The organism is Stenotrophomonas sp. AGC87 (assembly GCF_057333975.1).
Window position 1 is genome coordinate 38,892 of record NZ_JBHFHW010000043.1, and the last position, 13,900, is coordinate 52,791.

At 67.2% G+C, this 13,900-nt stretch carries 11 protein-coding genes; 2 read left to right on the forward strand and 9 right to left on the reverse strand.

All coding sequences use genetic code 11. The annotated features are described in order from the left end of the window. On the forward strand, positions 1 to 588 hold a 588-nt coding region (locus tag ACE026_RS19245; protein WP_486040451.1), incomplete at its 5' end, for a hypothetical protein. Between the two features lie 69 nt (positions 589 to 657). Here the strand turns inward: ACE026_RS19245 and gdhA are convergent. The 9 genes from gdhA to ilvC all read right to left on the reverse strand — a co-directional run bounded on the left by gdhA (position 658) and on the right by ilvC (position 10,955). Beyond that, positions 658 to 2,001: an NADP-specific glutamate dehydrogenase gene (gdhA, locus tag ACE026_RS19250; RefSeq protein WP_486040452.1), complete on the reverse strand. Its 1,344-nt coding sequence runs from the start codon at positions 1,999 to 2,001 to the stop codon at positions 658 to 660. Between the two features lie 110 nt (positions 2,002 to 2,111). Beyond that, complete coding sequence (gene leuB / locus ACE026_RS19255) at positions 2,112 to 3,173, reverse strand: 3-isopropylmalate dehydrogenase (protein ID WP_486040453.1); 1,062 nt, start codon at positions 3,171 to 3,173, stop codon at positions 2,112 to 2,114. Next, positions 3,163 to 3,741, reverse strand: a complete 579-nt coding sequence (gene leuD / locus ACE026_RS19260) for a 3-isopropylmalate dehydratase small subunit (protein ID WP_123730256.1) — start codon at positions 3,739 to 3,741, stop codon at positions 3,163 to 3,165. Before leuD ends, leuB begins: the two co-directional genes overlap by 11 nt. Next, positions 3,741 to 5,162 (reverse strand): 3-isopropylmalate dehydratase large subunit, encoded by a 1,422-nt coding sequence (gene leuC, locus ACE026_RS19265; RefSeq protein WP_486040454.1) that lies wholly within the window; start codon positions 5,160 to 5,162, stop codon positions 3,741 to 3,743. The genes leuD and leuC overlap by 1 nt, the downstream gene beginning before the upstream one ends. Before the next feature lie 39 nt (positions 5,163 to 5,201). Next, the gene (locus ACE026_RS19270) at positions 5,202 to 6,749 is read right to left on the reverse strand and encodes a 2-isopropylmalate synthase (RefSeq protein ID WP_486040455.1); all 1,548 of its coding nucleotides are present in this window, start codon (positions 6,747 to 6,749) and stop codon (positions 5,202 to 5,204) included. Positions 6,750 to 6,751: 2 nt separating this feature from the next. Continuing rightward, a complete protein-coding gene (locus ACE026_RS19275; protein WP_486040609.1) occupies positions 6,752 to 7,849 on the reverse strand; it encodes a threonine dehydratase in 1,098 nt (365 codons plus the stop codon). A gap of 114 nt (positions 7,850 to 7,963) precedes the next feature. After that, positions 7,964 to 8,224, reverse strand: a complete 261-nt coding sequence (locus tag ACE026_RS19280; RefSeq protein WP_070473596.1) for an ACT domain-containing protein — start codon at positions 8,222 to 8,224, stop codon at positions 7,964 to 7,966. Next, positions 8,208 to 9,941, reverse strand: a complete 1,734-nt coding sequence (gene ilvG / locus ACE026_RS19285) for an acetolactate synthase 2 catalytic subunit (RefSeq protein ID WP_486040456.1) — start codon at positions 9,939 to 9,941, stop codon at positions 8,208 to 8,210. Before ilvG ends, ACE026_RS19280 begins: the two co-directional genes overlap by 17 nt. A gap of 39 nt (positions 9,942 to 9,980) precedes the next feature. Beyond that, positions 9,981 to 10,955, reverse strand: coding sequence for a ketol-acid reductoisomerase (gene ilvC / locus ACE026_RS19290; protein WP_070473592.1), 975 nt, complete (start codon positions 10,953 to 10,955; stop codon positions 9,981 to 9,983). A 666-nt stretch (positions 10,956 to 11,621) separates the two neighbouring features. Between ilvC and ggt the strand changes: the two genes are divergently transcribed. Beyond that, positions 11,622 to 13,340: a gamma-glutamyltransferase gene (gene ggt, locus ACE026_RS19295; RefSeq protein WP_486040457.1), complete on the forward strand. Its 1,719-nt coding sequence runs from the start codon at positions 11,622 to 11,624 to the stop codon at positions 13,338 to 13,340. Positions 13,341 to 13,900 lie beyond the last annotated feature (560 nt).

Genomic DNA, 13,900 nt, shown 5'->3' on the forward strand with positions numbered 1-13,900 from the left:
GGCGATGCGTCATCGCCGGGCGCCATCGTGGTGAGCAGCGACGGTGAGGGCTATCGGGTGGGATGTGACTACCCCGGTCCGATGCGCGAGGCGCGTGTTCCACCCCGATTGCGTGAGACGGCTGCGGCCAGTGATATCGGCGCCGCGCTCGAGTGTCGGGCTGACGACGCTGCCATGCAGCGCATCGCCAACCTGTGGGAGCGTGTGTCGGAACTGTCGCCGCTGGCATGGCCGGACAATGTCCGCGCGGTGGCCGAGCATGAGTACCTTGCCGATGGCCAGGAGATACCGGTCATGGTCATCACCCTGGAGCAGCCGGTGGCGTTGAAGGGCTTGTCTGCGACGTTGCTCGTCCTCGCGTATGGCGGCTATCTCGCAGCCGACATGGGCGATGCGCCACTGAAGGCGGTGCTCGATGCCACTGGCCTGGGCGCGGCGGATCGCCAGGCGGAAGGGTATTGGATGCGCGAAGCATCCCGGGAGGCGTCCTCCGGATACACGCGCGTGCAGGCCTTCAGCGTGATACCCACCGACGGCGGCGCCGTGCTGGCTGGGTGCATGACGAGCGAGGTCCGCTCGGCGGACTGACCGCTGCGGCGGCAAATACGGCAGGGGGGCAGCGGATGAACACCGCTGCGCCGCTTCACCGGTCTGCCCTCAGTAAACGCCCTGCGCCAGCATCGCATCGGCCACTTTCACGAAGCCGGCGATATTGGCCCCATCCACGTAGTTCACGCTGCCGTCGGCACGCTTGCCGTGGCGCACGCAGTTGGCGTGGATGTCCTTCATGATCCCGTGCAGGCGCTCGTCGACATCGGCGTGATGCCACGACAGCCGCTGCGCGTTCTGGCTCATTTCCAGCCCCGAGGTGGCCACGCCGCCGGCGTTGCTGGCCTTGCCCGGTGCGTACAGGGTGCCGGCCTCGAGGAAGACCTCCACCGCCTCCAGCGTGGAGGGCATGTTGGCGCCTTCGGCCACGCACAGCACCCCGTTGTCGACCAGGGCGCGGGCATCGTCTTCGTCCAGTTCGTTCTGGGTGGCACAGGGCAGGGCGATCTCGGCCGGGATGTGCCACGGGCGCTTGCCGTCGAGGTACTCGAAGCGTGTGTCATCGGCCAGTTCGGACAGGCAGCCGCGGCGCTCGTTGCGCAGTTCCACCACCTCCTGCAGCGCCGCGTCATCGAAGCCATCACGGGCGTACAGCGTGCCGCCGGAATCGGAGAGCGTGAGCACTTTGGCGCCCAGCTCGATGGCCTTGATCGCGGCATGCTGGGCGACGTTGCCAGCGCCGGAAATCAGCACCTTCGCGCCATCGGTATCGCGGCGGGCATGGTGCAGCATCTGCTCGACGAAGTAGACCGTACCGAAGCCGGTCGCCTCCGGGCGCATCAGGCTGCCACCGTAGGACAGGCCTTTGCCGGTGAACACGCAGGAGGCGTCGTTGGTGATCTTCTTCATCATGCCGGTCATGTAGCCGACCTCACGTGCGCCGACCCCGATATCACCGGCCGGCACATCCGTATCGGCACCAAGGTGACGATGGAGCTCCAGCATCAAGGCCTGGCAGAAGCGCATCACTTCGGCGTCGCTGCGGCCTTTGGGATTGAAATCCGCGCCGCCCTTGCCACCGCCCATCGGCAGGGTCGTCAGCGCGTTCTTCAGGGTCTGCTCGAACGCGAGGAACTTCAGGATCGACTGGTTCACCGACGGATGGAAGCGCATGCCGCCCTTGAACGGACCGATTGCCGAACTGTGCTGCACGCGCCAGCCGCGGTTCACATGGGTCTTGCCGGCGTCATCGGCCCAGGCCACGCGGAACTGGATCACCCGCTCCGGCTCCACCAGCCGCTCCAGCAGGCCTTGTTCCAGGTAGCGGGGGTTGCGCTCCAGGAACGGCCACAGGCTCTGGATCACTTCTTTGACGGCCTGCAGGAATTCCGGCTGATGCGGATCGCGCTGGGTGACGTGGTTGAGAAAGTCGGCAGAGGAACGATGATTCAAGGGCTTTCCTTGTTGGGGGCCAGCCGCTGGCAGCGGCGTGACCGACGGGACAGGGAGGCCGTGCGGGATGTAAAAACAGGAACGCGGCCCTCAGGCCGCGTCCTTTGCGATCATTGCAGCTTGGCAAGGACCGCGTCGGTCGCTGCGGCGGTACTCACCGCCAAACCCTTGGCGGCGAGATCGGCGGTGAACACGCCGTCATCCAGCACGGCATACACCGCTGCCTCGACCGTAGCAGCCTCGTCGTCCAGCCCCAGTGAATGCCGCAGCAGCATCGCCGCGCTGAAGATCGTGGCATACGGATTGGCAATGCCCTTGCCCGCGATATCCGGCGCCGAGCCGTGGATGGGCTCGTAGATGCCCACTGCGCCGGGTTCGCCCAGCGACGCCGAGGGCAGCAGGCCGAGCGAACCGGCCAGCATCGAGGCTTCGTCGGTGAGGATGTCGCCGAACATGTTCTCGGTCACGATCACGTCGTACTCGCGCGGCTTGGCCAGCAGATGCATGGCCATCGAATCGACCAGCTGGTGCTCCAAGGCGATGTCCGGGAATTCCTCGCGGCCGATCCGCGCAGCGACATCACGCCACAGGCGCGAGGTCTCCAGCACGTTGGCCTTGTCCACCGAGGTGACCTTGCCGCGGCGGGTATGCGCCAGCCGGAACGCGGTGCGCATGACGCGCTCGATCTCGCCCACGCTGTAGCTGCACAGGTCGCTGGCGCTATCGGCGGTGCGGGTCTTCTCACCGAAATAGATGCCGCCGGTCAGTTCGCGCACGACGACGAAGTCCACGCCTTCCAGCAGTTCGGCCTTGATCGGCGAGGCGCCGAGCGCGGCCGCGTGCGTGCGCACCGGGCGCAGGTTGGCGTACAGCCCCAGCGCCTTGCGGATCTCCAGCAGGCCCTGTTCGGGGCGGACCTTGGCGTTCGGGTCGGACCACTTCGGGCCGCCGACCGCGCCGAGCAGGATGGCGTCTGCCTTGCGGCAGGCCTCCAGTGTGGTGGCCGGCAGCGGCTCGCCGTGGCGATCGATGGCGATGCCACCGATGTCGTGCTCCTGGAACCCGAAGGTGTGCCCGAAACGGGTGGCGACGGCCTCCAGCACCGCCACGGCGGCGGCGGCGACTTCCGGACCAATGCCATCACCCGGCAATACGACAATCTCAGCGTGCATGTTCACTCTCGTAACGTTCAATGTCAGGGGTACGGCCCAACAGATACCCCAATTGGTCCACGCCTTCCAGCAGGCAGGTCTGTGAGAAGCCGTCCAGCGGGAAGGCATACACGCGCCCATCGGGGGTGCGCAGTTCGCGCGCGGCCACATCGATGGTCAATTCGTCATCCGGGCGCTGCATCAGCGTCTGCACATCGGCTTCGTCCAGCACGATCGGCAGCAGGCCGTTCTTCAGCGAGTTGCCGCGGAAGATATCGGCGATCTCGCTGCTGACGATGGCGCGCAGGCCCAGGTCGGTCAGGGCCCACGGCGCATGCTCACGCGAGGAGCCGCAGCCGAAGTTGCGGCCGGCCAGCAGGATGCTGCGGCCGGCGTTGTGCGGCTGGTTGAAGGCGAACGCCGGGTTCGGCACGCCCTCGCTCTGCCAGCGCCAATCATTGAACGCGTGCTTGCCCAGGCCGACGCGCTCGGTGGTGGACAGAAAGCGCGCCGGAATGATCTGGTCGGTGTCGATGTTGGTCTCGCGCAGCACCACGCTGGTCGAGGTCAGGGTACGGAAGCCGCTCATCAGGCCACCTCCAGCGTGGCATACAGTTCGCGTGGGTCGGCCACGCGGCCGTTCACCGCGGCCCAGGCGGCCGTCATCGGCGAGGCCAGCAGGGTCCGTGAACCGGGGCCTTGGCGGCCTTCGAAATTGCGGTTGCTGGTGCTGACCGCCAGTTGCCCCGGCGCGACCAGATCACCGTTCATGGCGATGCACATCGAGCAGCCCGGCTCGCGCCATTCGGCACCGGCCGCGCGCACCACCACATCGATGCCTTCGGCTTCGGCCTGGCGCTTGACGATTTCCGAGCCCGGCACCACCAGCATGCGCACGCTCGGGGCGACGCGGCGGCCTTGGAGTACCTGCGCCACTTCGCGCATGTCGCTCAGGCGGCCGTTGGTGCAGGAGCCGACGAAGACCACATCCACCGGGGTGCCGGCCAGGGTCTGCCCGGCGTGGAAGTGCATGTAGTCCAGGCCCTTCTGCGCGGCGGCATCGTTGGCCGCCGGAATCGGCTGGTCCACGGCGATGGCGGTGCCGGGATGGGTGCCCCAGGTCAGGGTCGGCCGGATGTCGGCGGCATCGATGTGGACCTCGACATCGAAGCGCGCACCTTCATCGCTGCGCAGCGGCGACCACGCGGCCACGGCAGCATCGAAGTCGGCGCCCTTGGGCCCACGCGGGGTGGCGGCCACCCAGTCGAAGGTGATCTGGTCGGGAGCGACCATGCCGGCACGTGCCCCGGCTTCGATGGACATGTTGCACAACGTCATGCGCTGCTCCATGTCCATCGCTTCGATCGCGCTGCCACGGAACTCCAGCACATGGCCGGTACCGCCGTTGACGCCGATCACGCCGATGATGTGCAGGACCACATCTTTGGCGCCGACACCCTGGGCCAGCGCGCCATCCACGGTGATCGCCATCGTTTTGGCTTTACGCTGCAGCAGGCACTGCGTCGCCAGCACATGGCCGACCTCGCTGGTGCCGATACCGAAGGCCAGCGCGCCAAATGCACCATGCGTGGAGGTGTGGCTGTCGCCACAGACGATGGTCATGCCTGGCTGGGTGAAGCCCTGCTCGGGGGCGATCACGTGCACGATGCCGCGGCTGGCCGACTGCAGGTCGAACAGTTCGATGCCATGCGCGGCGCAGTTGTCAGCCAGCATCGCTACCTGGGCTTCGGAGGCGGCGCTGGCGTAGGGCAGCTTGCCGTCGGCGCCGGCCGGCAGGGTGGGGGTGGAGTGATCCATCGTGGCCTTGGTCCGGTCCGGCCGGCGCGGGGAGAGGCCGCGCTCGCGCAGTTCGGTGAAGGCCTGCGGCGAGGTCACTTCGTGGATCAGGTGCAGGTCGATGTACAGCACGGCGGGCGCGCTGTCGGTCTCGGGAACGACGACGTGGGCATCCCACAGTTTGTCGTACAGGGTGCGGGGAGCTGGGGTCATGGACTGGCCTTGCTGCAGTTCGGGGTACGTAGTGGGGGCTCAGGCCGCGGCGGTGGCCGCAGGCTGCTCGGCCGTCGCGTTGCGCTGGCGCAGCAGACGGTTGGCCACCTCCAGCCACGCCAGTGCGGAGGCTTCGATGATGTCGCGGCTGGTGCCGGTGCCTTCGTACTCCACACCCTCGTGGCGCACGCTCAGGTTGGCTTCGCCGCGCGCATCGGCGCCGATGCCCACACTGTGCACGTGGTAGCTGTCCAGCATCAACTGCACGCCGGTGGCGGCCGACAATGCGCCGAACAGCGCATCGACCGGGCCATCGCCCTGCGCCGTCTCGGCCACACGGTTGCCTTCCGGATCGGACAGCTCGACCAGCGCATTGGCGCGGCTGCCGACATCGCTGATCGTCATCGAAGCCAGGCGGTAGCCATTCTGGGTGGCACTGCCCTGCATCAGCGCCTGCAGGTCGGCGTCGGTGACCACGCGCTGCTGCTCGCACAGCGCCTTGAACTGCTCGAAGACCAGCTTCAGTTCCTCTTCTTCCAGCCAGAAGCCCAGCGCACGCAGGCGCTGGTCGACCGCGGCGCGGCCACTGTGGCGGCCCAGCACCATCTGCGAGGACTCCCAGCCCACATCTTCCGGGCGCATGATTTCGTAGGTGCCGCGGTGGCGCAGCATGCCGTGCTGGTGGATGCCCGACTCGTGGGCGAAGGCGTTGGCGCCGACGATCGCCTTGTTGCGCTGGACCGGCATGCCGACCAGGCGCTGCAGCAGCTGCGAGGTGGCCACGATGCGCGGGGTGTTGATGCGCGTGTCTTCGTCGTAGAAGGCGTTGCGGACCTTCAGCACCATCGCGATTTCTTCCAGCGAGCAGTTGCCCGCGCGCTCGCCGATCCCGTTGACGGTGCATTCGACCTGACGCGCACCGCCTTCGATGGCAGCCAGCGAGTTGGCCACGGCCAGGCCCAGATCGTTGTGGCAGTGCGCGCTGAAGATGATGCGGTCGCTGTCCGGCACGCCGGCGATCACGCGCTGGAACATGCCGCGGATCTCTTCCGGCGTGGTGAAGCCCACGGTGTCGGGCAGGTTGATGGTGGTAGCGCCGGCGGCCACGGCCACGCGGGCGACCTCGATCAGGAAGTCTTCCTCGGTCCGCGTGGCATCTTCAGCGGAGAACTCCACATCGCCCACGTAGCTTCGGGCCAGGCTGACGTGCTTGTGCACCGACTCCAGCACCTGTTCGCGGCTCATGCGCAGCTTGTGCTCGCGGTGCAGCGGGCTGGTCGACAGGAACACATGCAGGCGCGGGTTCGCCGCTGCCTCCAGCGCCTTGGCCGAGGTTTCGATATCGGCGGCCAGGCAGCGCGACAGTACCGCCAGGGTCGGGCGGCGCACTTCGCGGGCGATCATCGCCATCGCTTCGCGGTCGGACTGGGAGCTGGCCGGGAAGCCGGTTTCCATGACATCCACGCCCAGTTCGTCCAGTGCGCGGGCCATCACCAGCTTCTGCTGCGGGCTCATGCTGCAGCCGGGCGATTGCTCGCCGTCGCGCAGGGTGGTGTCGAAAATTCTGATTCGGGGGGAGTTGGGCATGGTCACCAGGAGGTCTCCTCGACGGCAAGGTCGGATGGGATGGCAGAGGTAGGAATCGAAGCGGAAATCGGGGATGTCGCGAGCACGGTTGGTAGGGGCGGGCGTGTTCGCTCGCTGGCGCGGCGGCGCGGTTTGCGCGGGGGGCGGGGACGGATGTCGGCCAGCAGCTGGGCCAGGACCAGCGCATCGATGTTGCCGCCGGAGACCACCGCGCACTTGCGCTTGCCGGCGACGCGGCGACCGGCGGCCAGGGCCAGCGCGCCGGCACCTTCGGCGATGACGTGCTCTTCCAGCGCCAGCCGCACCAGCGTCTCGCGCAGCTCGGCTTCACGCACGATCACCACATCGTCCAGCAGTGCGCTGCACAGCTTGCGGGTCAGGAAACCGGGAATCTTCACCTTGACGCCGTCGGCCAGCGTGGCGACGGGGGCGATCTCTCGCACGTCGCCGCGGATGGCGCGGGCCATCGAATCGACGCCCTCCACCTGTGCACCGACGATGCGCACGCCCTGCGATTTCAGCGCCAGCGCGACGCCGGAGGCCAGGCCACCGCCGCCGATCGGCACGATCACCACGTCCGGCGCATGCGGGGCCAGCTCAATGCCCAGGGTGCCCTGGCCGGCGATCACGTCCGGGTCGTCGAAGGCGGACAGGAAGCGGTAGCCGTGCTGGTCGGCCAGGGCACGGGCGAAGGCGTAGGCCTCGTCGTAGCTCTCACCGTGCTGGCGTACGGTGGCGCCCCAGTGGGCGACCCCGGCGATCTTGGTGGCCGGTGCACCGTGCGGCATCACCGTGATGGCGGGGATGTTCAAGCGGTAGGCGGCCCACGCCACGCCCTGGGCGTGGTTGCCGGCCGAGGCGCAGATGACCGGGCGGTCGTCGCCGCGCTCACGCCCGGCCAGCAGGGCGTTCAATGCACCGCGCACCTTGTAGGAGCCGGTGCGCTGCAGGTTCTCCAGCTTCAGCCACACGCCGAAACGCTCGGCGTAATGCAGCGGCGTGGGCGGCAGGAAGCGGCGCAGCCGTGCCTGCGCGGCCAGCACATCGGCGACGCTTACGTCGCCTACGTCCGGTTCCTGCGGGGTACGGCTAGCCGGCATCACGCACCCGGCCATGGTGATCGTTCCGGAGCGACGCGCGCTGCCACGGCGCACGCTGCGACGTACGACCGAGAAGACACCTCCGTACCGGCACCGATGCAACGGTGCGGGCGTTCATGCGGATACTCCAGTACCGGGCTCCAGTGCGCTGATGCGCACCGACACACAGTCGTAGATCTTCTCGATCTGGCGGCGCAGGGTTTCCGGCGGGCGGGTGGAATCGACCACCAGCTGCAGGTGCCAGCGACCGTCGTCGGCGGCATTGGGCGCACCGGCGATCGCGCGCGGTGCGAAGCCGCGGCGTTCGGCCATGCCGATCACGCGCAGCAGCGCGCCTTCGGCCGGGGTCAGCACCAGGTCAAGCCGGTATTGCATTGGGGAACTCCTGGGACTGATGAGCGGGGTTGCTTTCCAGCATCGTGCTGTTGGCGTTGTTGGGCGGCACCAGCGGCCACACGTTGGCACGCGCATCGATGGCCACGTGCAGCAGCGCCGGGCCGGGCTGGGCCAGCATCGCGGCCAGGCCACCTTCGACATCGTCACGTGCTTCGATGCGCGTGGCTGGAATGCCGAACACCTGCGCCAGCGCGGCGAAGTCCGGGTTGTCGGACAGATCGATCTCGCTGTAGCGCTCGGCGAAGAACAGCTCCTGCCACTGGCGGACCATGCCCAGCGAGCTGTTGTCCAGCAGCACGATCTTCACCGGCAGGCGGCAGCGGGCGATGGTGACCAGCTCCTGCACGTTCATCATGAAACTGCCATCGCCGGAGACCAGCACCACAGTGCGGTCGGGGCAGGCGAACTGCGCCCCCATCGCCGCGGGCAGGCCGAAGCCCATGGTGCCCAGCGCGCCGCTGGTCAGGTGGTTGCGCGGATGGGTGAAGCGGCAATGCTGGGCGACCCACATCTGATGCTGGCCGACATCGCAGGCGATGATGGCGTCGCTCGGCGCCAGCTCGCTCAGGCGCTTCAGCAGCGCCGGGGCGTAGATGTGCTTGCCCGGTGCGTCGTAGCGCGGGGCGAAGCGTTCACGATGGCCCTGGCAGCGTTTGGCCCAGGCCTCCTGCGTGGCCGGGGCGGTGGCCGCGGCGGTCAGTGCGCGCAGCGCCGTACCGACATTGCCGGGCACCGCGATATCGGCGGTGCGCAGCTTGGAGATCTCGTACGCATCGGCATCGATATGCACGACGCGCGCAAACGGGGCGAACTCGTTCAACTTGCCGGTCGCGCGGTCATCGAAACGCGCCCCGACCACCACCAGCAGATCGCTTTCCTGCACGGCCATGTTGGCCGCGCGGGTGCCGTGCATGCCCAGCATGCCCAGGTAGTGGGGATGCTGGGGCGGCAGCGCACCCAGGCCGCGCAGGGTCAGCACGGTCGGAATACGGGTCGCCTCGACGAAGGCACGGAAGTCCTCCACCGCATCGCCCAGCGCCACGCCACCCCCGGCATAGATCACCGGCTTCTCGGCGCCGGCGATGGCGGCGATGGTCTGCGCGATGGCGTCGTCATTGGGGGCAGGCGGTGCGACCACCGTGGACGGCACGTGCTCCGGCAGGTGCGACGCATCGGCCACCTGCACGTCCTTGGGCAGATCGATCAGCACCGGGCCCGGGCGACCCTCGCGGGCGATACGGAACGCATCGGCGACCACCTGCGGCAGGTCATCGACCGAGCGCACCAGCCAGCTGTGTTTGACGATCGGCAGGGTCAGCCCGAACACGTCCAGTTCCTGGAACGCGTCGGTGCCCAGCAGCGGGGTGGCGACCTGGCCGGTGATGCAGACCATCGGCACCGAATCCAGCATCGCATCGGCGATGCCGGTGACCAGGTTGGAGGCGCCCGGGCCGGAGGTGGCGACGCAGACGCCGACCCGGCCGCTGGCACGGGCGAAGCCGTTGGCGGCCAGGGCCGCGCCCTGTTCGTGGCGGACCAGGATGTGCTTCAGCCCGGAGTCCACCAGGGCGTCATAGAACGGCATGATGGTGCCGCCCGGATAGCCGAACAGCGTATGCACGCCCTCGGCTTCCAGGGCCTGCGTCAACCAGCGTGCGCCGTTGCGGGGCGCGGTGCTGTGTGCGGAGGTATTCATGCGGTGACCTTTACGAAAGCGGGTGGGGGAGCCGCGCGTTTACGCGGCTTGACTTTGCAACCAGACCATCTTGGCGCGCAGTTCTTTGCCTACCTTCTCGATCGGGTGCTCCAGGTCGGCCTGCTTGAACTTGTTGTAGTTCGGCAGGCCCGCTTCGTACTCGGCCACCCAGTTCTTGGTGAAGGTCCCGTTCTGGATATCGGTCAGTACGTCCTTCATGCGCGCCTTGGTGCCGGCGTCGATCACACGCGGGCCGCTGACGTAGTCGCCGTACTGCGCGGTTTCGGAGATGAATTCCAGCATGCGGGTGATGCCGCCTTCGTAGAACAGGTCCACGATCAGCTTCAGTTCGTGCAGTACTTCGTAGTAGGCGATTTCCGGCTGGTAGCCGGCTTCGACCAGGGTTTCGAAACCGGCCTGCACCAGTGCCGAAGCGCCACCGCACAGCACGGCCTGCTCGCCGAACAGATCGGTTTCAGTCTCTTCCTTGAAGGTGGTCTGGATCAGGTTGGCGCGCGCGCCACCCAAGCCACCGGCGTAGGCCAGGGCGAACTCGGCGGCCTTGCCGCTCTTGTCCTGGTAGACCGCCCAGATGCACGGCACGCCGCGGCCGATTTCATACTCGCGACGGACCAGCGCACCCGGGCCCTTCGGCGCGACCAGCACCACGTCCAGATCCTCGCGCGGTTTGATCATGTCGAAATGCACGTTCAGACCGTGCGCGAACAGCAGCACAGCGCCCTGTTTCATGTTCGGCGCGAGCACGTCTTCGTAGAGCTTCTTCTGCACCATGTCCGGGGTCAGCACGGCGACCAGATCGGCATCCTTCACCGCCTCGGCCGGGGCTTTGACGGTGAAGCCGTCGGCCTGAGCCTTGACCTCGGTCGGACCGCCCGGGCGCAGCCCGACGACGACATCGAAACCGGATTCACGCAGATTCAGCGCGTGCGCGCGGCCCTGGCTGCCGTAGCCGACAACAGCGATCTTGATCTGGGGCAGGTCGTTGGTGCTCATGGGGGAGGTCCTTTGGAGGCAAGAAAAAAGAGGGCCGACGGTCAGCGACGCGTCGGCCCATCAGGGGAAGGGGTGGCGCCGGCCTGGCCGCGACCACACGCGAACGCACCCGCCGTGGGGGCGGTGGGCATTGGCTGGCTCGAGGTGGGCTGGCGGGTCATGGTGGAAGGCAACTCGGAGGGGAGGAGGGAAATCGAAGGGTTCTGAAACGAAAAAACCCGCACCTGGTCGGGTGCGGGTTTTGATGGATACCTGGCAGTCTTGCTTACACGCCGGTCCGTCCCGCACCTGTTGGTTGGGTAATAAGTACGAGGACGAGAAGCGAATGGATGGAGGCCGCGCCGTGGTCGGCGTGCTCGATGGATTCGCGGGTGGCTGTGCGCTGCAACATGAGATCGAGAAAACCACACGGGTTTTGGCGGTGTCAACCCTGGAAGCACAATTTCCATCGGTTTCGCCTGCATCCACCGCAAGGCCCCGCCGTACAAGGATGGTTGCGGCTGAAAGCGTTCCGATGAACTGGAATTCAGCATTTTGCAGGGCGCGATTGCGCGGATTCGCGTCGGATTCGCGTCGGATTTGCGGGAGGTGCATGACCATAGTGGGATGTGCTCCGGCGGCCTCTGCCGCCACCATCAGCTCGCTACCACCCTCAGGAACCACCCCGTGTCCTCACGCCTTGCCCGCGGCCTGCTCGCCGCCGCCATCCTGTGTTCGCTGCCCGCCGCCGCCATCGCCGCTGACCGGATCACCGGCCACACCTTCGCCACCCGCTCAGAGGTGATCGCCCCGCACGCGATGGCCGCCACCTCCCAGCCCCTGGCCACCCAGATCGCCCTGGACGTGATGAAGTCCGGTGGTTCGGCGGTGGATGCCGCGATCGCGGCCAATGCCGCCCTCGGTTTGATGGAGCCGACCGGCAATGGTGTCGGCGGTGATCTGTTCGCCATCGTGTGGGACCCCGGGACGCAGAAGTTGTATGGCTACAACGGCTCGGGCCGCTCGCCCAAGTCGCTGACCCTGGCCGAGTTCCAGCGGCGGGGCCTGAAGGAAATTCCGGCCACCGGCCCGCTGCCGGTCTCGGTGCCCGGCGCGGTGGATGGCTGGTTCGCCCTGCACGACCGCTTCGGCCGCAAGCCGATGGCCGACAACCTCGCGCCCGCCATCCGCTACGCCCGCGAGGGCCACCCGGTCGCCGAGGTCATCGCCTACTACTGGGACCGCTCGGTCCCGCGGCTGTCCAAGTACCCCGGTTTCACCGAGCAGTTCACGATCAACGGCCATGCCCCGCGCAAGGGCGAGATGTGGAAGAACCCGAACCTGGCCCACACGCTGGAGCAGATCGCCCAGGGCGGCCGCGATGCCTTCTACAAAGGCGAGATCGCCCGCACCATCGGCACCTACTTCAAGGCCAACGGTGGCTACCTGAGCTATGACGACATGGCCAGCCATCACGGCGAATGGGTTGAACCGGTCAGCAGCAACTACCGTGGCTATGACGTATGGGAACTGCCGCCGAACAGCCAGGGCATCGCCGCGCTGCAGATCCTCAACGTGCTGGAGGGCTACGATTTCTCGAAGATCCCCTTCGGATCGCCCGAACACGTGCACCTGTTCGTGGAAGCCAAGAAGTTGGCCTTCGCCGACCGCGCGCGCTTCTACACCGATCCAGCGTTCCACCCGGCCCCGGTCGACCGGTTGATTTCCAAGGGCTACGCCGCTGAGCGCCGCAAGCTGATCTCGATGGACAAGGCCCTGAGTGAAGTGCAGCCGGGTACGCCCAAGCAGCTGCAGGAAGGCGACACGATCTACATGACGGTAGCTGATGCCGACGGCATGATGGTCTCGCTGATCCAGTCCAACTACCGCGGCATGGGCAGCGGTATGGCGCCTCCGGGCCTGGGGTTCATCCTGCAGGACCGCGGCGAGATGTTCGTGCTGCGCAAGGATCATCCCAACGGGTATGCGCCGGGCAAGCGCCCGTTCCAGACCATCATTCCGGGCTTCGTCACCAAGGACGGCAAGCCGTGGATGAGCTTCGGGGTGATGGGGGGCGCGATGCAGCCGCAGGGCCATGCGCAGATCGTGATGAACATGGTCGACTTCGGGATGAACCTGCAGGAAGCCGGTGATGCGCCGCGCATCCAGCACGAGGGCTCGACCGAGCCGACCGGGCAGGCGACGGCGATGAGCGATGGCGGCGAGGTGAATCTGGAAACCGGCTTCCCGTACGAGACGGTGCGTGCGTTGATGCGCAAGGGCCACCGGGTGGTGTTCGCGGATGGTCCGTACGGTGGGTATCAGGCGATCCTGCGTGATCCCGAGTCGGGCGTGTATTACGGGGCGTCGGAAAGCCGCAAGGATGGGCAGGCGGCGGGGTACTGATTCTCTCGTGCTCCGTAGTGCCGACCGTTGGTCGGCAGAAGCGCAGAGCACAGCAGGGCGTAAAGCAGGGCGCTTTGGGGCTGCGGGTAGTGGGCCGCCCTGGGTGGGTTTGCGGGACACGCCGTGAATCCGTCCATGGAGGCTCATGTCGCCGCATCCATGCGGCTCATGGTCCCGCCAACCCACCCAGGCCGACCCACCCACAATGCGGCGGTGCGCATGGCAAAAGCGGTAGAGCCACGCCATGCGTGGCTCCTTTTTCCTCAACGATGATCCGATGCGTCAGGTGCACGCTGCTGTGCCGAGCGTTGCTCGGCTGCGTTGCCCGAATTACTCCAAGCGCACTGCGCGGAACGTCGACTGTGTCGAGCTTGGCTACGCTGCTCGCGTTGGAACTCTGACACTGTGAGTCGGGCGCGCCTTGCCTGGCACTGCTCGGCGGCTTTACCAGAACCACCTTGAAACTGTGAGCGGGACGGGGCGGGTGGGTTGTCGGGACCATGAGCGCCATGGATGGCGCGACATGAGCCTCCAGGGACGGATTCACGGCGTGTCCCGCC

Coding starts and splice junctions, on each gene's coding strand:
- leuB (WP_486040453.1), bottom strand. CDS start 3,173: ATGCACGCTGAGATTGTCGTATTGCCGGGTGATGGCATTGGTCCGGAA.
- leuD (WP_123730256.1), bottom strand. CDS start 3,741: ATGAGCGGCTTCCGTACCCTGACCTCGACCAGCGTGGTGCTGCGCGAG.
- leuC (WP_486040454.1), bottom strand. CDS start 5,162: ATGACCCCAGCTCCCCGCACCCTGTACGACAAACTGTGGGATGCCCAC.
- ACE026_RS19270 (WP_486040455.1), bottom strand. CDS start 6,749: ATGCCCAACTCCCCCCGAATCAGAATTTTCGACACCACCCTGCGCGAC.
- ACE026_RS19275 (WP_486040609.1), bottom strand. CDS start 7,849: ATGCCGGCTAGCCGTACCCCGCAGGAACCGGACGTAGGCGACGTAAGC.
- ACE026_RS19280 (WP_070473596.1), bottom strand. CDS start 8,224: ATGCAATACCGGCTTGACCTGGTGCTGACCCCGGCCGAAGGCGCGCTG.
- ilvG (WP_486040456.1), bottom strand. CDS start 9,941: ATGAATACCTCCGCACACAGCACCGCGCCCCGCAACGGCGCACGCTGG.
- ilvC (WP_070473592.1), bottom strand. CDS start 10,955: ATGAGCACCAACGACCTGCCCCAGATCAAGATCGCTGTTGTCGGCTAC.